This window comes from Streptomyces sp. NPDC047061 (assembly GCF_040643955.1).
In the GTDB taxonomy this organism is placed as follows: Bacteria; Actinomycetota; Actinomycetes; order Streptomycetales; family Streptomycetaceae; genus Streptomyces.
Window position 1 is genome coordinate 35,442 of sequence record NZ_JBEYVI010000049.1, and the last position, 19,930, is coordinate 55,371.

Sequence of the window (19,930 nt, forward strand, 5' to 3'; positions counted from 1 at the left end):
CGCGGGGGCGACGGGGGTGTCCCCGCGCGAGCTCTCCCGGCACCGGCCGATCCAGCCCCCCTGGGCCACCCCTCCCCCGCAACCCCGGCGCCTCCGCCGCCCCGTCGCCCCTGCCGCCCCCGCCGAGAAGGCCGTCTCCCCCACTTCGCACCGCCCGCCACCCTCACCGGCGCGGCGGGCATCGGCATGCCCGCCGACCAGCCGCGCGCCCCCTCGGTGGCCGCCGCGCGAGCCCCGTCCTCCTTTGTTGGAACGTCATGACAAAGTCATTGACAACCCCTGAGGGCGCGCCCATAGTACGTGTCACTAGAGCGCGCTAATAAAGCGCTCTAGCGCAGACACGAGCCGCAAGCCGCAAACCGCCGTCGGTCGTACCCCTGACCGTCGGCACGGAGCTCCACTCCCGCCCGTGCGAGGCACCCGGTCGGCCACCGGCGCCGCATGCCCCCACCGCCGGCGGTCCACCCGCGCGCTTCACGACTCCCCGATCCGCCACACCCCGGCACCGGGCCACCGGGCCGGCGAAGACATCCCCTCCCCGTCATTCATTACCGCTCGTTCCGCTCCGCAGAGCCGACCCAGACCGCACAGCGAGGTGCTAGGGACATGCACAGAAACCACCGAGCCGCCGCCATGGCCGCCACCGTTCTCGCGGGCGTCCTGCTCGCCGCAGGCTGCTCCAGCAGCTCCGGCGGCAAGAACTCCGAGAACAGCGGCGCCGCCGCGTCCGCCGGCAAGGCGTCCACGCCCCGCATGACGGTGGCCATGATCACGCACGCCCAGCCCGGCGACACCTTCTGGGACCTGATCCGCAAGGGCGCGGCCGCGGCCGCCGCCAAGGACAACATCAAGCTGGTCTACTCCGCCGACCCCAGCGCCGCCAACCAGGCCAACCTGGTGCAGAACGCGATCGACCAGAAGGTCGACGGCATCGCCCTGACCGCGGCCACACCCGACGCCCTGAAGGCGGTGGTGGCCAAGGCCAAGGCCGCGGACATCCCGGTCGTCGGCTTCAACTCCGGTCTGGACGCCTGGAAGAAGCTCGGCATGCTCGAGTACTTCGGCCAGGACGAGAACATCGCGGGTGAGGCCTTCGGCCAGCGCCTCAACCAGCTGGGCGCCAAGCACGCCCTGTGTGTCGTGCAGGCCCAGGGCCAGGTCGCCCTCGAAGCCCGCTGCGCGGGCCTGGCCAAGGGCTTCAAGGGCAAGACCGACAAGATCTACGTCAACGGCACCGACATGCCCTCGGTCAAGTCCACCATCACGGCCAAGCTCCAGCAGGACTCCTCGATCGACCAGGTCGTCACCCTCGGCGCCCCGATCGCCCTGACCGCCATCCAGTCCGTCAAGGACGCCGGCAGCAAGGCCAAGGTGGCCACCTTCGACCTCAACAAGGACCTGGTGTCCGCCGTCCAGGACGGCTCCGTCGAGTTCGCGGTCGACCAGCAGCCGTACCTCCAGGGCTACCTCGCCGTCGACTCCCTGTGGCTCTACAAGAACAACGGCAACTACAGCGGCGGCGGCACCGCCCCCGTCCTGACCGGGCCCGCGTTCGTCACCAAGGACAACGCCGGCACCATCGCCGAGTTCGCCGCCAACGGCACCCGCTGACGCTCAGTCGGCGATCACCCGGCAAGCGGGCCGTCTCCTGCGGGGGGCGGCCCGCTCGTGCCGCGTACCACCAGTTTCGGGTCCAGCACCGCCTCGCGCGGCTCCAGTTCGGGCTCCTCCAGCCGCTCCACGGCGAACCGCACCGCGTACTCGGCCATCAGCCGCGCGTCCTGACGGACCGTGGTGAGGCCGACCGGCATGAGGTGGGAGAGATGGCTGTCGTCGAAGCCGACCACGGAGACGTCGCCCGGGACCTCGACGCCACCCCGCGTCATCGCCATCAACACGCCCATCGCGCAACGGTCGTTGCCCGCCAGCACCGCGGTCGGCAGCGGCAGCCCGCGGTCGCGTTCCGCGAGCAGCAGCCGTCCGGTCTCGATGCCGGACTGCTCGGTGTGCGCACCGGGTATCACCCGGCTCTCCGGCTCCAGTCCGTGCCTGCGCATCGCGGCCCGGTAGGAGCGCCGCCGCTCGGCCGAGCCGGGACCCCGGCCGCCGTCGATGTGCACGATCCTGCGGTGACCGAGCTCGACCAGGTAGTCCATGGCCTGCCGGACGCCCTTGCTCTCGGCGCTGTGCACGAAGTCCACCCGGGCCCTCGGCACCCGGCTGCTGACCGACACGGTCACGACACGCCGGCCGAGCCCGTCCAGGTAGGCGGGGTCCGCGTCCGGGCCGAGCAGGATCAGCGCCTCGCTGCGGTGGGCGAGCAGAGCCTCCACCGCCTTCTCCTCGCTGCGGCCCTCGGCGGCGGCGGAGAGCAGCACGTCGTAGCCGAGCCGCTCGGCCTCCGGGTAGATGCCCTCGATGAGGTCGGTGTGGAAGGTCTGGTGGACGGTGAACATCACGCCGAGGGTGCGGCTGCGGCCCCGGGCCAGCAGCCGGGCCGCGCTGTCGGGGCGGTAGCCGATCTCGTCGGCGACCCGGAGCACCCGCTCGCGCGTCTCCTGGCTCGCGCCGGGCTGGTTGCGGAACACGATCGACACCAGCGCCCGGGAGACACCCGCCCTGTCGGCGACGTCGGCCATCGTCGGCCGCCGCCTGCCCGCTGCATCCACCAGTGCACCCACCCTTCGACGGAGCCCACCCTAGGGCCTGCCCCCGGAAGCTCCCGGAAATCCCCCGGCGACAAGGTATTGACATGACATTCGGACAGGGGTCATCGTACTCGCACTAGAGCGCGCTAGTAGAGCGCGACAAAGGCCCGCCTCCCGCGACCGAGTCCCCCTCTCCCGGAGGACCCCCTCCCCCGAAGGACACTCCATGGCAACGGCGCCATCCGCCCTCCGCACCACCGCAGGCAACCTGTGCCTGGGCTCGGCACCCGACTCCTGGGGCATCTGGTTCCCCGAGGACGAGCACCAGGTCCCGTACACCCGCTTCCTCGACGAGCTGCAGCAGGCCGGCTACGAGTGGTTCGAGCTCGGCCCCTACGGCTACCTCCCCACCGACCCGCAGCGGCTCAGGGACGAACTCGACGCCCGCGGGCTCAAGGTCTCCGGCGGCACCGCGTTCGGCGCGCTGCACCGCCCCGAGGCCTGGGACGAGATGCTCGCCCACGTCCGGCAGGTCGCCACGCTGACCCAGGCCGCGGGCGCCCACCACCTGGTGCTCATCCCGCCCATGTACCGGGACGAGAAGACCGGCGCGTTCACCGAGTCGCCGGAGCTGACCGCCGGCCAGTGGGCGGGCTTCGGCAAGGCCGCCGACCGGCTGGGCCGCCTGCTCCTCGACGAGTACGACGTACGGCTGGTGATCCACCCGCACGCCGACAGCCACATCCAGACCCAGCCGGAGATCGAGCGGCTGCTGAACGAGTCCGACGTCCGGTACACGAACCTGTGCCTGGACACCGGACACGTGGCCTACGGGGGTGGTGACAACGTCGACCTGATCCGCCGCTTCGGCGAGCGCGTCGGCTACGTCCACATCAAGCAGATGGACCCGGAGATCCTCGCCCAGGTGGCGGCGGAGGACCTCGGCTTCGGCGAGGCCGTGAAGCGGGGCGTGTGCGTCTCGCCGCCGGCCGGGGTGCCGAACCCCGCCGACGTGATCGCCGAGCTGGCCGGCCTCGACGCCGAGCTGTTCGTGATCGTCGAGCAGGACCTGTACCCGTGCGCCCCCGAGGTGCCGCTGCCCATCGCCACCAGCACGCGCGAGTACCTGAACGGCCAAGGGCTGTCCGGTACCCGGCGCCCCGCCCTCGGCCGGTGAGGAGGCGGGCCATGAACGTCAGGGACGACGCGATCCAGGCCACCGCCCCCGAGGCCACCGTCCCCGGCACCGACCGGCCCTCCGCGGCGGTCTCCCGGCGACTGCGGGCCATCACGGTCGTCGCCACCTTCGGCGGACTGCTCTTCGGCTACGACACCGGCGTGATCAACGGTGCCCTGCCCTACATGAGCAGGGACCTCGGGCTGAACTCGTTCACCGAGGGCATGGTCACCAGTTCGCTGCTGCTGGGCGCCGCGCTCGGTGCGGTGGCCGGCGGCCGGCTGTCGGACGCGCGCGGCCGCCGCCGTACGATCCTCGCCCTCGCGGTGCTGTTCTTCGTGGGCGCGCTGGGCGCCACCCTCGCGCCGACCACCGCGGTGATGATCGTGGCACGGTTCGTGCTCGGCCTCGCGGTCGGCGGCGCGTCGGTGACCGTGCCGGTGTACCTGGCGGAGATCTCACCCGCGGAGCGGCGCGGCGCGCTGGTCACCCGCAACGAACTGATGATCGTCAGCGGGCAGTTGCTGGCCTTCACCTCCAACGCCGTGATCGCGCACGTCGGCGGCGAGAGCGGTGGCGTCTGGCGCTGGATGCTGGTGATCGCCACCGTCCCGGCCGTGGTGCTGTGGTTCGGGATGCTGGTGATGCCGGAGAGCCCGCGCTGGCTGGCCTCCAGGACCCGGTTCGGCGAGGCGCTGGAGGTGCTGCGGCAGGTGCGGTCCGCGCAGCGCGCCGAGGCCGAACTGGCCGAGGTGTCCGCGCTCGCGGTGCGGGAGGAGCAGGAGAGGCTCGGCGGCTGGCAGGACATGAAGGCCACGCCGTGGCTGCGCAAGCTGATGTTCGTCGGCTTCGGCATCGCGATCGTGCAGCAGATCACCGGCGTCAACACGATCATGTACTACGGCACCCAGATCCTCTCGGACGCCGGTTTCGCCGCGGACACCGCGCTGACCGCGAACATCGCCAACGGTGTGATCTCGGTCCTCGCCACGTTCGCCGGCATCTGGCTCCTCGGGCGCGTCAACCGCCGTCCGATGCTGATGACCGGTCAGATCGGCACCACGCTGGCCCTGTTGTTCATCGGCGTCTTCTCCCTGGTGCTGCCCGCCGGGGACGGCCGGGCCTACGCCGTGCTCGCCATGACGGTCACCTTCCTCGCCTTCCAGCAGGGCGCGATCTCCCCGGTGACCTGGCTGATGCTCTCCGAGATCTTCCCGATGCGGATGCGCGGCTTCGGGATGGGCGTCGCGGCCGTGGTGCTGTGGCTGACCAACTTCGTGATCGGCCTGGTCTTCCCGTCGCTGGTCTCCGCCATCGGCATTTCCAACACCTTCTTCCTCTTCGCCGTGGCCGGGATCCTCTCGCTCACCTTCGTGAAGCTCCACGTCCCCGAGACCAGGGGCCGCACCCTCGAAACCCTCGAAGCCGAACTCCGGGCGCGCTTCTCCTGACCCCCCTGTCTGCCCCCCTGCCTGACCCCCTGAAGGGACGACCATGACCGTACGTGTAGGAGTCGTCGGCGCCGGCTGGATCGGCAACGAGCACATCCAGCGCCTCACCCACACCATCACCGGGGCCCGCGTCACCGCGGTCACCGACATCGACCCGGCCCGTGCCGCCGAGGCCGCGGAGCCGGTCGGCGCCCGGGTGCTGCCCGACGGGGCGGCCGTGGTCGCGGCCGACGACGTGGACGCCGTACTCGTCACCTCCTGGGGCCCCACCCACGCCGAGCACGTGCTGACCGCGATCGCCGCCGGGAAGCCCGTCTTCTGCGAGAAGCCCCTCGCCACCACCGCCGAGGACTGCCTGCGGATCGTCGAGGCGGAGCAGGCGCACGGGCGGCGGCTGGTGCAGGTCGGCTTCATGCGCCGCTACGACGCCGGCTACCGGCAGCTGAAGGAGGTCATCGACTCCGGCCGGATCGGCGCACCGCTGATCGTGCACTGCGCCCACCGCAACCCGACCGTCCCCGAGTCGTACACCTCCGCGATGGCCGCGCTGGACACGGCGGTGCACGAGGTCGACGTACTGCGCTGGCTCCTCGACGACGAGATCGTCTCCGCCCAGGTGGTCCTGCCGCGCTCCACGAGCAAGCGGTCCGGGCACCTGAAGGACCCGCAGATCATGCTCTTCGAGACCGCCAGGGGCGTCCGCGTCGACCTGGAGGTCTTCGTCAACTGCCGGTACGGCTACGACATCCAGTGCGAGACCGTGGGCGAGGAGGGCCTGGTCCGGCTGCCCGACCCGGCCGCCGTCGGCGTCCGTACCGCCGGTCGGCACAGCACCGCCGTGCTCACCGACTGGGTGGGCCGCTTCCGGGACGCCTTCGACACCGAGTTCCGCGAGTGGATCGCCGGCCTGGCGGCGGGCGAGGAGCCCACCGGTCCCTCCGCCTGGGACGGCTACGCCGCCACCGTCATCACCGCCGCGACCGTCGAGGCCCTGGAGTCGGGCACCGTCGTCGCCACCGACCTCAAGCCCCGCCCGGCCTTCTACGGAGGCACCGCATGAAGATCGCCCTCGACCCGTACATGTTCCGTGTCCTGCCGATCGACGACATGGTCCGCACGGTGGCCGAACTCGGCTACGGATACATCGAGTTGTCGCCGCGCGACGACTTCATGCCGTTCTTCCTGCATCCGCGCGCGGACGACGGGCGGATCGCTGAGCTGAAGAACTCGCTGCGCACGCACGGCGTGCAGCTCTCCTCGGTGCTGCCGCTGTACAAGTGGTCGTCGCCGGACGAGGCCGAGCGGCAGGCGGCCGTCCGCTACTGGAAGCGGATGATCGAGATCACGGCCGATCTCGAATGCCCGCTGATGAACAGCGAGTTCAACGGCCGCCCGGAGCGCGCCGCCGAGAGCGAGGCCGCGTTCTGGCGCTCGCTGGAGGAACTGCTCCCGCTCTTCGAGCGCGAGGGCATCGCCCTCAACCTGGAGGCGCACCCGGACGACTTCTGCGAGGAGAACACCCCCGCGGTGGACCTGGTCCGCGCGATCGACAAGCCGTGGGTGAACTACCTCTACTGCGCCCCGCACTCCTTCCACCTCTCCGGCGCCGACCCCACGGCCGACATCGCGGCGATGATGCGTTACGCCGGTGACAAGCTGCGGCACGTGCACATCGCGGACTCCTTCAACCACAAGGGCTCCAGCGGGCTGCGCTACATCCTCAACCCGCCCGGCACCACGGCCCGGATCCATCAGCACCTGGACATCGGCCAGGGCGAGGTGGACTGGGACGCCTTCTTCGGCACCCTGCGCGAGCTGGACTTCGACGGTGTCGCCACCGCCTGCGTCTTCGCCTGGGAGGAACGGGCGCGCGAGTCCTCGGCGTTCATGCTGGACCGCATCAGGAAGGAGCTGGCGGCGTAGCGCTGCGCTGGGAGGCCGCGGTGGGTTCGTTTTCGGCTGCGGCGCCGTCGTGGCTGGTCGCGCCCACGTGGCGGAGCCGCATATGGATACAGCCCCGCGCCCCTTTGGGGCGCGCTTAGCTGAGAGCCCCATCCAGCTTCGTCAGCCAGTCGTCGATCGGACCGGCCGTCAGCAACCCGCTGCTCGCGCCGGCGATTTGGCCGGCGGCCGGGCGCAGCGCGGCCTGGCAGCGGTGCAGGGTCGGCTGGTCGCCGAGTTCCAGGGCGGCGGCCGCCGCGACGCACCACAGCGCCTCCTGCACGAGGTCGGCAGGAGGCTCGGGCAGCCCGCGCAGCGCGTCGCGGGCTGCCCCTTCGTCGTCGGCGGCGAGGGCGAGCGCGGGCCGGATCCAGGGGAGGTACGGCCCCCAGTCGGCGCCCGGGTCGACGGCGTCCCGGATTCCGCGGGGCCGCTCCGCCAGGCGGAGGCAGAGCAGCGCGAGAGGAAGCAGCCCGTCGCGCACCCCGGGCATCCCGGGCCCGTCGAGAAGCCGGCCGACCTCACGGTAGGCGGCCTCGACGGCACCGGTTCCTCCCTCGTCGTGGCCGGTCCCGCCCGTCGCCGCCAGGCGCAGCGCCCGGTATCCCGCCGTGAACACCCTTGCCAGCGGCAGTTCATGACGGTCCGCCAGCTGATCGACGGCTGCCGCGTGTTCGTCGGCCGTCGTGAAGTCCGCGAGCGCGGCGCGCGCCTGTACCCGGATCAGATGGCCCAGCACCTCGTAGGTGGCCAGGCCGTGCCGGGCCGCCAGAGCGACCAGTTCGGTGCCGACGGCGTCGCGGCGCGGGGCGAGGCCGGGCCGGGTGCAGGACTGCATGAAGACGCCGTTGAGGGCGAAGGCGAGCAGCGCCGGGTCGTCCAGACGACGGGCGAGGCGCTCGGCCTCGGCGGCGGCCTGCGCGGCGCGGTCGGACCTGGTGCCGCGTGACTCCAGGGCGACGGTGGCGAGCAGCCGGCAGCGGGCGGCGTCCTGGGCCGGGGTGGCGGGGAGGCGGGCCAGTGCCCGTTCGGCGGCCCGGACGATGCGGCGGGCGCCCGTCTCGTCGTCGGACCGGGTCCAGATGGCGGGGACGTCGTAGGCGCCGATGACCCGGGCGGTGAGTTCCGGGTCCCCGAACTCCTCGGCCGCGGTGATCGCCGCGAGCCGGTGTTCGCGGGCGGCGGCCAGCCCGCCGGAGCCGGTCACCGCGAGGGTGCGGAGCAGTCCCACGGTCGATTCGAGGCGGGCCCGGGATCCGGCGGCGACGGTACGGTCGTACGCCTCGGCGGCCCGGGACCAGACCCGGGCCGGTGCCGACTCGCGTTCCGCGTCCAGCCCCGGGTCCTGCGCGAGGATGCCGGCCTCCAGCCGGCGCAGCGCCCGGCCCGGGTCGACGCCCAGCTGTCCGGCGAGGGTCGCGCGGGCCCGGCGCAGCACCGCGAGGGCGTCGCCCTGGCGGCCGGTCCGGTAGAGGGCGAGCGCCAGCAGCCGCCAGGCCTCCTCGCGCCACGGGTGCCCGGCGAGGTGGGCGTCCAGATCGGGCACCGCCTCGGCCGCCCGGCCCGCCGCCAGGAGCGCCTCGGCCCGCTGCTCCACGGCCCGCAGCCGCAGTTCGGCGAGCCGGGCCCGCTCGCCCCGGCACCACTCCTCGTCCGCGAACTCGGCGTAGGCAGGCCCCCGCCACAGCTCCAGCGCCTCCCGCAGCAGCTCCGCGGCCGTCCCGGGCTCCTCCTGCCCGGCGGCCGTCACGGCCCGCTCGAACCGCCAGGCGTCGACCGTTTCCGCGCGCAGGGCGTAGCCGGGGCCGTCGGTGACCAGCAGCCGGGCCGGAGTTCGGGGCGGCCGGTCGGGTTCGAGGGCCCGCCGCAGATCCCCGACGAAGGTGCGGACGGCGCCGACGGCGGTGGGCGGCGGCTCCTCCCAGAGGTCGGCGACCAGCCGGGCGACGGGCACTACGCGTCTGCGGGCGACGATCAGCCGGGCCAGTACGGCGCGGTGCCGGGGGCCCTTCAGGGCGAGCGGGAGACCGACCCGCTCGGCCGTCACGGGTCCGAGCACCCCGAAGGCGACCTGGTCGTTCCTCACCCGCCCACCGTACGTTCTGCCGACCCGCTGCTGATTCGCTGCTGATCGGGGAACGGGAGCCTCGGCGCATGAACATCCCCGGTTTTCAGCAGCACCGTGTCCCGGTCGCGGACGGCGTCGCCCTGCACACGGCCGTCGGCGGCACCGGCAGCCCGGTCGTCCTGCTGCACGGCTTCCCCCAGACCCACCTGATGTGGCGGCACGTGGCCGCCGGCCTCGCGGACGGACACACCGTGATCTGTCCCGACCTGCGCGGCTACGGCGCGAGCGACAAGCCGGCCGACGTGGACGGGACGTCGTACGCGAAGCGGACCATGGCCGCCGACGTGGTGGCGCTCGCCCGGGCCCTCGGCCACGAGCGCTTCGCGCTCGCCGGGCACGACCGGGGTGCGCTGGTCGCCTTCCGGGCCGGGCTCGACCACCCGGACGCGGTCACGCACCTGGCGCTGCTGGACGTGCTGCCCACCCTGGACATGTGGGAGGTACTGCACGGCGCCACGGCCGCCGTCGCCTTCCACCTGTACCTGATGGCCCAGCCGCCGGGCCTGCCTGAGGAGTTGATCGGCGCGGCCCCGGACCTGTTCTTCGGCCACTTCCTCGACCTGTGGACCCGCGACCCCGTGGCGATCCCGGCCGACGTCCGCGCCGCCTATCTCGCGGCCTGCCGGGCGGCGGTGCCCTCGATCGTGGCCGACTACCGGGCCTCGGCCGGTGTCGACGCCGGCCACGACCTGGCCGACCGGACCGCCGGGAACGTCCTGTCCATGCCGGTCACCGTGCTCCAGCAGGACTGGGGTGCCGCCCTCGGCTACGACGCGGCCGCGGTGTGGCGGGCCTGGGCCCCGGACCTGGAGCACCGGACGGTGACGTGCGGGCACTTCATGGCGGAGGAGGCGCCGGACGAGATCACCGCGACGCTGCGCAAGCTGCTGACCCGCTGATCTGGCGACCGGGCGACCGAGCCCCGGTGGCCCCGGGCCCCGGCGACCGGGGCCCGGTGCCCGTGTCCGGGTCAGGCCTAGGTGAGGGTGATGTCCCGCTGGCCGGTGGCGTGGAAGGACGGCAGCGGCAGGCCGCCCGTGGAGCGCAGCTCCATGATCGTGGCCTCCACGTGGGCCGCGCCGGGCTTCAGCTTCTCCGAGGTGACCTTGCCGGTGTTCTCCCAGCGGTGCTCGGCGCCGTCGCAGACGGCCCGGGTGCCGCCGATGCCGTACTTGTAGTTCGGGGAGTCCTGGCTGACCGAGGAGCTGATGAACACCGGTCCGTCTGCACCGGTGCAGGTGTAGGTGCCGGAGAGGGTGACGGTGCCGTCGGAGGCGAGACGGCCGGTGCGGTCGACGGTGACGGACTCGCCGGGGGCGGCGGTCGCGGGGGCGACGGCGGCGCACAGCAGGGCGACGGAACCGAGGGCCGCGGCGAGGACGATGCGTACGGGCATGGTTTCCTTCCCGGATCACGAGGTGGGGGCATGCCCTGGATACCGGGCGACCGGGCCCGGGAGCGTGATCGTCACCCCTTCGGTGGCGCGTCCCGCCGTGCCCGGGACGCCGGTCGTATCCCGGAGCCGCGGCGACCGTCGTGGGAACGTCCGGGAGTTGTCCGCGTGTTGTCACAGGTCGCGGCGGGAGGTTCCCCCGCGTTCACGACAGGAGCATGGTCTGGTCATGCCGGTCGGCGACCGCGCCGGAGGCAGACCCGTGGAGGTGCGCCATGTGTTCCCACCAGTTCCCGAGCGCGACGGCCGACCGCGGCCCGGCGCACATCGTCGCCGCCCACCCCGAGCAGGGCTGGACCCTGCTGTGCGACGGGGCGATCGTCTTCGACGACACGGGTGAGCTCCACCCCGACGGCAGCGTGGTCCCGCCGCGCCGCGGCCCGGCCGACCGTTTCGCCGTCGCCATCGCCGCCTGACCCGGCACCGGCACCGGCACCGGCACCGGCACGAACCCTGGCCGCCGGGCGTCCGGGACGGGCTCCGGAATCCTGACTCACGTTCAGCCATGCACCGAAGGTGACCAGCAGTGATGCCGGGGACCTAAAATGATCAACGTGCCCGAGCAACACGCCCCGAGGTCCCTCATCGTCACGCTCTACGGCGCGTACGGCCGCTTCCTGCCCGGCCCGGTGCCCGTCGCCGAGCTGATCAGGCTGCTGGCCGCCGTGGGCGTGGACGCCCCCTCCGTACGTTCGTCGGTGTCCCGGCTGAAACGGCGCGGGCTGCTGGCCCCGGCCCGTACCGCACAGGGCACCGCCGGGTACGAGCTCTCCGCGGAGGCACGGCAGCTGCTCGACGACGGCGACCGCCGCGTGTACGCCGACGCGCCGCCCGAGGACGAGGGCTGGGTGCTCGCGGTGTTCTCCGTACCCGAGTCGGAGCGGCAGAAGCGGCACGTGCTGCGCTCGCGGCTGGCCGGACTCGGCTTCGGCACCGCCGCGCCGGGCGTCTGGATCGCCCCGGCCCGGCTGTTCGAGGAGACCCGGCACACCCTGCGCCGGCTCGGCCTCGACCCGTACGTGGACTTCTTCCGGGGTGACCACCTCGGCTTCGCACCCACCACCGAGGCGGTCGCCCGCTGGTGGGACCTGACGGCGATCGCCAAGGCGCACGAGCAGTTCCTGGACGCCCACGAGCCGGTGCTGCGCGGCTGGGAACACCGGTCGGACACCCCGCCCGAGGACGCCTACCGCGACTATCTCCGCACCCTCGACTCCTGGCGCCACCTGCCGTACACCGACCCCGGACTGCCGACGGGCCTGCTGCCCGCCGACTGGCCCGGCACGCGCTCGGCGGCCGTCTTCCGCGCCCTGCACGACCGGCTGCGGGAGGCCGGGGGCACCTTCGTCGGACTGGAACCGTCCCAGTGACCGGCTCTCCGGCCGACTCCGCGAACGGCTCTGTGAACGGGCCGACGGCCCTTTGTGAAATGTTCATTGCAGGCCCCTGTGACCTCTTGCCTACCAGGAGTCACTCAGTTAAACCTCAGCTTCCTTAACCGTTCCTCTCAGACTTCTTACCTACGCTTCGACGGGTCGTACGCGAGTTTGACGAGTAGGTAAGGAAGAGGTCTGTTGCGCATGACCACCACGCCAAGGGCCCAGGGAGCCACGGTCTGGCTGACGGGGCTGCCGAGCGCGGGGAAGACGACGATCGCCCGCCTCCTCGGCGACCGGCTCAAGGCCGAGGGACACCGCGTGGAGGTCCTCGACGGCGACGAGATACGCCGCTTCCTCTCGGCCGGCCTCGGCTTCTCCCGGGAGGACCGCAACACCAACGTGCAGCGCATCGGCCTCGTCTCCGAGGTCCTCGCGCGCAACGGCGTGCTCTCCGTCGTCCCGGTCATCGCGCCCTACGCCGACAGCCGCGAGGCGGTACGGGGCCGGCACGAGAAGAGCGGGACGCCGTACCTGGAGGTGCATGTGGCGACCCCGGTCGAGGTGTGCAGCGAGCGGGACGTGAAGGGTCTGTACGCCCGGCAGGCCGCGGGTCAGCTGACCGGGCTGACCGGCGTCGACGACCCGTACGAGCCGCCCGTCGACCCGGCGCTGGTGCTGCACACCCAGAAGCAGACCCCGCAGGAGTCGGCGGACGCGGTGCACGCGCTGCTGGTGGAGCGGGGGCTGGCATGAGCACCTTCACGCTGTCCCATCTGGACGCGCTGGAGTCCGAGGCGGTCCACATCTTCCGCGAGGTGGCGGGCGAGTTCGAGCGGCCGGTGATCCTGTTCTCCGGCGGCAAGGACTCCATCGTCATGCTGCACCTGGCGCTGAAGGCCTTCGCCCCGGCCGCGATCCCGTTCTCGCTGCTGCACGTGGACACCGGACACAACTTCCCCGAGGTCCTCGCCTACCGCGACCGTACGGTCGAGAGGTACGGGCTGCGGCTGCACGTGGCCTCCGTGCAGGACTACATCGACCGGGGCGTGCTGCGCGAGCGGCCCGACGGCGTCCGCAACCCGCTGCAGACCGTGCCGCTGACCGAGAAGATCCAGAGCGAGCGCTTCGACGCGGTCTTCGGTGGCGGCCGCCGCGACGAGGAGAAGGCCCGCGCCAAGGAGCGGGTGTTCTCGCTGCGCGACGAGTTCTCGCAGTGGGACCCGCGCCGCCAGCGCCCCGAGCTGTGGAACCTCTACAACGGCCGGCACGCCCCCGGCGAGCACGTCCGCGTGTTCCCGCTCTCCAACTGGACCGAGCTGGACGTCTGGCAGTACATCGCCCGCGAGGAGATCGAACTGCCGCAGATCTACTTCGCGCACGAGCGCGAGGTGTTCCAGCGCGGTGGCATGTGGCTGACCGCCGGCGAGTGGGGCGGGCCGCGCGAGAACGAGTCCGTCGAGAAGCGTCAGGTGCGCTACCGGACCGTCGGCGACATGTCCTGCACCGGCGCCGTCGACTCCGACGCCGACAGCATCGAGAAGGTGATCGCGGAGATCGCCGCCTCCCGGCTCACCGAGCGCGGCGCCACCCGGGCCGACGACAAGCTCTCCGAGGCCGCGATGGAAGACCGCAAGCGCGAGGGGTACTTCTAAGCATGAGCACGACCATCGACACCCTGCGGTTCGCGACCGCCGGCTCCGTCGACGACGGCAAGTCCACCCTCGTCGGACGGCTGCTGCACGACTCCAAGTCGGTCCTCGCCGACCAGCTGGAAGCCGTCGAGCAGGCGTCCCTCAGCCGCGGCAAGGACGCCCCCGACCTCGCCCTCCTCACCGACGGCCTGCGCGCCGAGCGCGAGCAGGGCATCACCATCGACGTGGCGTACCGCTACTTCGCGACCCCGAAGCGCCGGTTCATCCTCGCCGACACCCCGGGCCACGTGCAGTACACCCGCAACATGGTCACCGGTGCCTCCACCGCCGAGCTGGCGATCATCCTCGTCGACGCCCGCAACGGGGTCGTCGAGCAGACCCGCCGGCACGCGGCCGTGGCCGCCCTGCTGCGTGTCCCGCACGTCGTCCTCGCCGTCAACAAGATGGACCTGGTCGGCTTCGAGCGGGCCGGGTTCGAGCGGATCGTCGCCGACTTCACCGCGCAGACCGCCGAGCTGGGGCTCCCCGAGGTCACCGCGATCCCGGTCTCGGCGCTGGCGGGCGACAACGTCGTCGACCGGTCCGCGCACATGGACTGGTACGGCGGCCCGGCGCTCCTGGAGTTCCTGGAGAACGTCCCGGTGGCCGCGGACCCGGCCGACGCCCCGGCCCGCTTCCCGGTCCAGTACGTCATCCGGCACGGTGACGTCCGCCACTACGCGGGCCAGCTGGTCTCCGGCTCGCTGCGGGTCGGCGACCGGGTCACCGTGCACCCGTCCGGCGAGACCTCCGAGATCGCGGCGATCGACGTGCTCGGCACCGAGGTCGCGGCGGCCCACGCCCCGCAGTCCATCGGGGTGCGGCTGGCCGACCAGCGGGACGTCTCGCGCGGCGACATGATCACCGCCGGGCCGGAGGCGCCCGCGCTCACCCAGGACGTCACGGCCGCCGTCTGCCATCTGGCCGACCGGCCGCTCAGGGTCGGCGACCGGGTGCTGCTCAAGCACACCACCCGGACCGTCAAGGCGATCGTCCGCGACCTGGCGGGCGCCACCGAGCTGACCGCCAACGACCTGGGCCGGATCACCCTGCGCAGCGCCGAGCCGCTGCCGCTGGACGCCTACGCGGTCTCCCGCCGTACCGGCGCGTTCATCCTGATCGACCCGGCGGACGGCGCGACGCTGACCGCGGGAATGGTCGAGCTCGACTGATCCACGCACGCGCCTGAAGGAGCCCCCGGCAGCTGCCGGGGGCTCCTTCGTGTTCCGCACGAGAGTTCCGGACGGACAGTCACAAGGTCACGGCGCGTCAATAAGGCGGTAACAGTGCGGGCGCGCGTGCGAGACGGCCCGCCGGCCGGGGTAAGCAGCCCGTTACCGGGACGAAGGTCCGGTCCGGGGCCCGCCGACGGCCTCCGGAACGGGACCCGTACCATTCCTACAGTTGAAAGCAGGACAAGCAGTGATCGCCTGCGCCATGAACGGAATCGCCGTGCACGAACCACCCTCCTCCGCCGCCTCCTGGCGTATCGCGCTGCCGCACACCGTCGCGGCCGTGCCGGTCGCCCGTGCCCTGGTGCGTTCGGCGATGGAGGAGACGGGCCACGCGGCGGACCCCGACACCGCCGAACTGCTCACGGCGGAACTGGTCGCCAACGCGGTGGAGCACGCCTCCGGTCAGGGACCGATAGAGCTGGTCGTCGAACTGCTGCCGGGGGGCTGCAAGGTCGAGGTGCACGACCCGGACCCGGCGCCGCCCGGCCATCTCACCCGTCCGGTGATCGAGGAACCCGACCCCCTGCAGGAGGGCGGGCGCGGCCTGCTGCTGATCCGCGCCCTGAGCTCGTCCTGCGGGCACCGCCCCACGGAGTCCGGCAAGGCGGTGTGGTTCAGGCTTCCCGCAGTACCGCGTCAGTGGCGGCCGGCGTAGTCAGCCCTGCTGGGGGTGCGCAGGAAGAGGTGGTGGGCCGAGGGGCCGGCTACGGCGAGGACCGCGAAGAGGCCGACGGCGACGACGATGTAGGGGTGGGCGTTGCCGGTCTTCTGGAGGACCCACTGCACGCCGTCAGTGCCGTCGGCCGGTCTTCCGCGGGCTCAGACGGCCTGCGGCTCCCGCTCGGGGACAGCGTCCGAGGCCTCGCCCAAGCCTCCGACCAGCGTGGAGTTCCGACGCCCGTAGCCGAGGTAGACCAGCAGGCCCACGGCCAGGAAGACGGCGAACTGGAGCCAGGTCGTCCACCCGGTCTCGTACATCAGGTACAGGCAGAAGCCGACGCCCAGCAGCGGCGCGACCGGGTACAGCGGCACCCGGAAGGTGCGCGCGAGGGCCGGTTCGCGGCGGCGCAGGGCGATCACCGCGATGTTCACCACGGCCATGATCGCGAGGGTGCCGATGGTGCACAGGTTCATCACCGCGTCCAGCGAGGCGAAGGCCGCCGGGATCGCGAAGACGGCCGCGACGATCAGGGTGCCGGCCACCGGGGTGGCGGTCCTCGGGGAGACCTTCTCGAAGACGCGCGGGATCAGCCCGTCCCGGGACATGGACATGAGGATGCGGGTCTGGCCGTACATCACCGCGAGGACGACGGAGGCGATGGCGACGACCGCGCCGAAGGCGATCACGCCGCCGCCGATCGTGGACCCGGTGACCTGGTTGACGACGTAGGAGAGGGCGGCGGGACGGCCCGCGACCTGGTCGCCGCCGATGGCGCCGATGGCGGCCAGCGCGACCGCGCAGTACAGCAGGGTGACGACGCCCATGCAGACGAGGATGGCGACCGGAATGTCCCGGCGCGGGTTCTTCGCCTCCTCGCCGGCCGTGGTGATCGCGTCGAAGCCGATGTAGGAGAAGAACGCGGCGGTGGTGCCCGCGCCGATACCGCCGAGTCCGGCCGGGGAGAACGGCACCAGGTTGCCGTCCTTGAAGGCGCTGAAGCCGATCACGCAGAAGGCGACCAGGATGACCAGCTTCACGGCCGCCATCGCGGCGGTGGCCCGGGCGCTCTCCCGCACCCCGCGCACCAGCAGCACGGCGGCCAGCGCGATCACGATCACGGCGGGGAGGTTCACGATCCCGCCGTCGCCGGGGCCCGCCGACAGGGCGTGCGGGAGCTGCAGGCCGGTGAGGCTGTGCAGCAGTTCGTTGACGTACTGGCTCCAGCCGACCGCGACGGCCGAGATCGAGATGCCGTATTCGAGGAGCAGGCACCAGCCGACCAGGAAGGCCGTGGACTCGCCGAGGCCCGCGTAGGCGAAGGATACGACGATCCGGAGACCGGGATCGCGCCGCCCAGCTCGGCGAAGGAGAGGGCGGTGAAGACGCAGGTGATCGCGGCGAGCACGAAGGAGACGACGACGGCCGGGCCGGCCTGGGCGACCGAGTCGGAGAGGCCGACGAAGATGCCGGTGCCGACGATCGCGCCGATGCCGAAGCAGATCAGCTGGAAGAGGCCCATGGTGCGGCGGAGGCCGTGACCCGCGCGGTCGGCGCCGGATTCGGCGACCAGCAGGTGCGGGGACTTGATGCGGGGCATGCGGGTGGTGCTCGTTTCTGGTGGTGCGGGTGCGAGCCGGGTTCGGTCGCGGTGGCGGCCACGGCGTGGGGTGGTGCCGGGCCGCCGGAAAGGACAGGGCAGCTTCGCGGAGAGCGGGTCAGGCGAGGGTGGCCACCAGGACCGCCTTGATGGTGTGCATCCGGTTCTCGGCCTCGTCGAAGACGACCGAGTGCTCGGACTCGAACACCTCGTCGGTGACCTCCAGCTCGGTCAGTCCGTGCCGCTCGTGGATCTCGCGGCCGACGACGGTGCCGAGGTCGTGGAAGGCCGGCAGGCAGTGCAGGAACTTGACGTCGGCGTTGCCGGTGGCGCGCAGCACGTCCATGGTGACGGCGTAGGGGCCGAGCAGCCCGATGCGCTCGTCCCAGACCTCCTTGGGCTCGCCCATCGACACCCAGACGTCGGTGGCGACGAAGTCGGCGCCGCGCACCCCGTCCTTCACGTCCTCGGTGAGCGTGATCCGGGCGCCGGACGCGCCGGCGAGCTGCTGGGCCAGCTCGACGATGGTGTCGTCCGGCCACAGCAGGCGGGGCGCGACGATCCGGACGTCCATGCCGAGCAGGGCGCCGGTGACGAGGTAGGAGTTGCCCATGTTGTAGCGGGCGTCGCCGAGGTAGGCGAAGGCGATCTCCGCGAGCGGCTTGTCGCTGTGCTCGGTCATGGTGAGCACGTCGGCGAGCATCTGGGTGGGGTGCCACTCGTCGGTGAGGCCGTTGTAGACGGGCACCCCGGCGAACGCGGCCAGCTCCTCGACGACGCCCTGGCCGTGCCCGCGGTACTCGATCGCGTCGTACATCCGGCCGAGGACCCGTGCGGTGTCCTTCACCGACTCCTTGTGCCCGAGCTGCGAGCCGGCCGGGTCGAGGTAGGTGGTGGAAGCTCCCTGGTCGGCGGCGGCGACCTCGAAGGCGCAGCGGGTGCGGGTGGAGGTCTTCTCGAAGACCAGTGCGATGTTCTTCCCCCGCAGGTACTGCGTCTCCGTCCCGGCCTTCTTGGCCGCCTTCAGCTCGGCGGCCAGCTCGACCAGCCCGCGGAACTCCTCCTGGGTGAAGTCCAGCTCCTTGAGGAAGTGGCGGCCGGCGAGGGCGGTCGGGACAGTCGCCATGGGGGCGCTCCAGCGGTAGGGGTCGACTTCGGGGACTTTGGAAGTCTATACGATGTTCCACATTTCTATACAGGCACCGCCGGGCTGTCCCGATCGGCACGTTTTCATACCGCATCCCGCTCCACCGGGCAGCTCATGCAGCGCGGCCCGCCTCTCCCCCGCCCCAGCTCGCTCCCCGGGATCTCGATCACCTCGATGCCCTGCTTGCGCAGGTGGGTGTTGGTGGTCGAATTGCGTTCGTAGGCGACGACGACGCCGGGTTCGACGGCGAGGACGTTGCAGCCGTCGTCCCACTGTTCGCGCTCGGCCGCGTGCACGTCCTGGGTGGCGGTCAGGACCCGGATCTCGCTGAGGCCGAGGGCGGCGGCGATCGCCCGGTGCATGTGCTCCGGCGGATGGTCGGTGACCTTGAGCTCCTTGTCGCCGGCGCCCGGCTCGATGGTGTACGAGCGGAGCATGCCGAGCCCGGCGTACTGGGTGAAGGTGTCGCCGTCGACCATCGTCATCACGGTGTCGAGGTGCATGAAGGCGCGCCGCTTCGGCATGTCGAGCGCGACGATGGTCTGCGCCGAGCCGGCCGCGAACAGCTTGTGCGCGAGCATCTCGACGGCCTGCGGGGTGGTGCGCTCACTCATGCCGATCAGGACCGCGCCGTTGCCGATCACCAGGACGTCGCCGCCCTCGATGGTGGAGGGGTAGGCGGCCTGCCCCTCCGACCAGACGTGGAACGTTTCGCCACGGAAGAGCGGGTGGTGCCGGTAGATCGCCTCGAAGTGCACCGTCTCGCGCTGCCGGGCGGGCCAGCGCATGGCGTTGATGGAGACGCCGTCGTAGACCCAGGCGGAGGTGTCGCGGGTGAAGAGGTGGTTGGGGAGCGGTTCGAGGAGGAAGTCGTCGAGGTCCATGGCGTGGAAGCGGACCGAGGTGGGCTCCGCATGGGCGGCCAGGAACTCCCGTTTGGTCATGCCGCCGACCAGCGCCTCGGCGAGCTCGCCCGCCGGCAGCATCTCGAAGGCGGCGCGCAGGTGGTCGGTGGCGAGGGGGCCGTACTCCTTCTCGTCGAAGACCCGGTCCAGGACGAGGGTGCGGGCGGCCGGGATTCCCAGCGCCTCTTCGAGCAGGTCGCCGAAGAGATGGACGGCGACCCCGCGGTCGCGCAGCACGTCGGCGAACCCATCGTGCTCGGCCCGGGCCCGGCGGACCCAGAGGACGTCGTCGAAGAGGAGGGCGTCCTTGTTGCTCGGGGTGAGCCTTTTGAGCTCCAGATCCGGCCGGTGCAGGATGACGCGGCGCAGCCGCCCGGCTTCGGAGTCGACGTGGAATCCCATGCCTCCATCCTGACCATCGCGGACCGTCTTCACCCCCTGCTCGACCGTTTCTTGTCCCGGCCGCCCTGCAGTTTCTTCTTCTCGTCCCCTTGACGACAAGCGACGCACCCGCGAT

General features: G+C 72.0%; 18 protein-coding genes and 1 pseudogene. 12 read left to right on the plus strand and 7 right to left on the minus strand.

The features are described 5' to 3' along the window. The first annotated feature begins 606 nt into the window (after positions 1–606). Positions 607–1,611 (plus strand): substrate-binding domain-containing protein, encoded by a 1,005-nt coding sequence (locus ABZ887_RS43415; protein ID WP_361303284.1) that lies wholly within the window; start codon positions 607–609, stop codon positions 1,609–1,611. Between the two features lie 14 nt (positions 1,612–1,625). Here the strand turns inward: ABZ887_RS43415 and ABZ887_RS43420 are convergent, their stop codons facing one another. Further along, entirely contained in the window at positions 1,626–2,639 is a 1,014-nt protein-coding gene (locus ABZ887_RS43420) for a LacI family DNA-binding transcriptional regulator (RefSeq protein ID WP_361303287.1), read from the minus strand. Positions 2,640–2,874: 235 nt separating this feature from the next. On the opposite strand from ABZ887_RS43420, the gene ABZ887_RS43425 reads away from it, so the two are divergent. The 4 genes from ABZ887_RS43425 to ABZ887_RS43440 are packed head-to-tail and all read left to right on the plus strand — an operon-like array spanning position 2,875 to position 7,199. Beyond that, the gene (locus ABZ887_RS43425; RefSeq protein ID WP_361303290.1) at positions 2,875–3,825 is read left to right on the plus strand and encodes a TIM barrel protein; all 951 of its coding nucleotides are present in this window, start codon (positions 2,875–2,877) and stop codon (positions 3,823–3,825) included. Positions 3,826–3,836: 11 nt separating this feature from the next. After that, positions 3,837–5,276 (plus strand): sugar porter family MFS transporter, encoded by a 1,440-nt coding sequence (locus tag ABZ887_RS43430; RefSeq protein WP_361303293.1) that lies wholly within the window; start codon positions 3,837–3,839, stop codon positions 5,274–5,276. Between the two features lie 43 nt (positions 5,277–5,319). Beyond that, on the plus strand, positions 5,320–6,336 hold the full coding sequence (locus tag ABZ887_RS43435) for a Gfo/Idh/MocA family oxidoreductase (RefSeq protein WP_361303296.1): 1,017 nt from the start codon (positions 5,320–5,322) through the stop codon (positions 6,334–6,336). Further along, complete coding sequence (locus ABZ887_RS43440) at positions 6,333–7,199, plus strand: sugar phosphate isomerase/epimerase (protein ID WP_361303299.1); 867 nt, start codon at positions 6,333–6,335, stop codon at positions 7,197–7,199. Before ABZ887_RS43435 ends, ABZ887_RS43440 begins: the two co-directional genes overlap by 4 nt. 115 nt (positions 7,200–7,314) lie before the next feature. On the opposite strand, the gene ABZ887_RS43445 is transcribed toward ABZ887_RS43440, so the two are convergent. Further along, positions 7,315–9,303, minus strand: coding sequence for a BTAD domain-containing putative transcriptional regulator (locus tag ABZ887_RS43445; protein ID WP_361303302.1), 1,989 nt, complete (start codon positions 9,301–9,303; stop codon positions 7,315–7,317). Between the two features lie 68 nt (positions 9,304–9,371). Between ABZ887_RS43445 and ABZ887_RS43450 the strand changes: the two genes are divergently transcribed. Continuing rightward, complete coding sequence (locus ABZ887_RS43450) at positions 9,372–10,244, plus strand: alpha/beta hydrolase (RefSeq protein WP_361303305.1); 873 nt, start codon at positions 9,372–9,374, stop codon at positions 10,242–10,244. 77 nt (positions 10,245–10,321) lie between these two features. On the opposite strand, the gene ABZ887_RS43455 is transcribed toward ABZ887_RS43450, so the two are convergent. Next, complete coding sequence (locus ABZ887_RS43455; protein WP_361303308.1) at positions 10,322–10,741, minus strand: DUF6299 family protein; 420 nt, start codon at positions 10,739–10,741, stop codon at positions 10,322–10,324. Between the two features lie 272 nt (positions 10,742–11,013). Between ABZ887_RS43455 and ABZ887_RS43460 the strand changes: the two genes are divergently transcribed. From ABZ887_RS43460 to ABZ887_RS43485, 6 genes are all read left to right on the plus strand, one after another. Then, positions 11,014–11,214, plus strand: coding sequence for a DUF5999 family protein (locus ABZ887_RS43460; protein ID WP_361303311.1), 201 nt, complete (start codon positions 11,014–11,016; stop codon positions 11,212–11,214). Positions 11,215–11,343: 129 nt separating this feature from the next. Further along, a complete protein-coding gene (locus ABZ887_RS43465) occupies positions 11,344–12,168 on the plus strand; it encodes a PaaX family transcriptional regulator C-terminal domain-containing protein (RefSeq protein ID WP_361303314.1) in 825 nt (274 codons plus the stop codon). A gap of 210 nt (positions 12,169–12,378) precedes the next feature. Next, a complete protein-coding gene (gene cysC / locus ABZ887_RS43470) occupies positions 12,379–12,930 on the plus strand; it encodes an adenylyl-sulfate kinase (RefSeq protein WP_361303317.1) in 552 nt (183 codons plus the stop codon). Next, on the plus strand, positions 12,927–13,829 hold the full coding sequence (gene cysD / locus ABZ887_RS43475) for a sulfate adenylyltransferase subunit CysD (protein ID WP_361303320.1): 903 nt from the start codon (positions 12,927–12,929) through the stop codon (positions 13,827–13,829). The genes cysC and cysD overlap by 4 nt, the downstream gene beginning before the upstream one ends. A 2-nt stretch (positions 13,830–13,831) precedes the next feature. Further along, positions 13,832–15,040, plus strand: a complete 1,209-nt coding sequence (locus ABZ887_RS43480) for a GTP-binding protein (RefSeq protein WP_361303323.1) — start codon at positions 13,832–13,834, stop codon at positions 15,038–15,040. A gap of 265 nt (positions 15,041–15,305) precedes the next feature. Next, on the plus strand, positions 15,306–15,758 hold the full coding sequence (locus ABZ887_RS43485) for an ATP-binding protein (protein ID WP_361303326.1): 453 nt from the start codon (positions 15,306–15,308) through the stop codon (positions 15,756–15,758). Here the strand turns inward: ABZ887_RS43485 and ABZ887_RS43490 are convergent. From ABZ887_RS43490 to ABZ887_RS43505, 4 genes and pseudogenes are all read right to left on the minus strand, one after another. Next, entirely contained in the window at positions 15,740–15,889 is a 150-nt protein-coding gene (locus ABZ887_RS43490) for a hypothetical protein (RefSeq protein WP_361303329.1), read from the minus strand. The two genes, ABZ887_RS43485 and ABZ887_RS43490, sit on opposite strands and share 19 nt — an antisense overlap. Positions 15,890–15,922: 33 nt before the next feature. Then, positions 15,923–17,361, minus strand: a pseudogene (locus ABZ887_RS43495) (amino acid permease). Between the two features lie 118 nt (positions 17,362–17,479). Next, a complete protein-coding gene (argF, locus tag ABZ887_RS43500) occupies positions 17,480–18,487 on the minus strand; it encodes an ornithine carbamoyltransferase (protein WP_361303332.1) in 1,008 nt (335 codons plus the stop codon). A gap of 104 nt (positions 18,488–18,591) precedes the next feature. Beyond that, the gene (locus ABZ887_RS43505) at positions 18,592–19,815 is read right to left on the minus strand and encodes an arginine deiminase (protein WP_361303335.1); all 1,224 of its coding nucleotides are present in this window, start codon (positions 19,813–19,815) and stop codon (positions 18,592–18,594) included. Between the last annotated feature and the right edge of the window lie 115 nt (positions 19,816–19,930).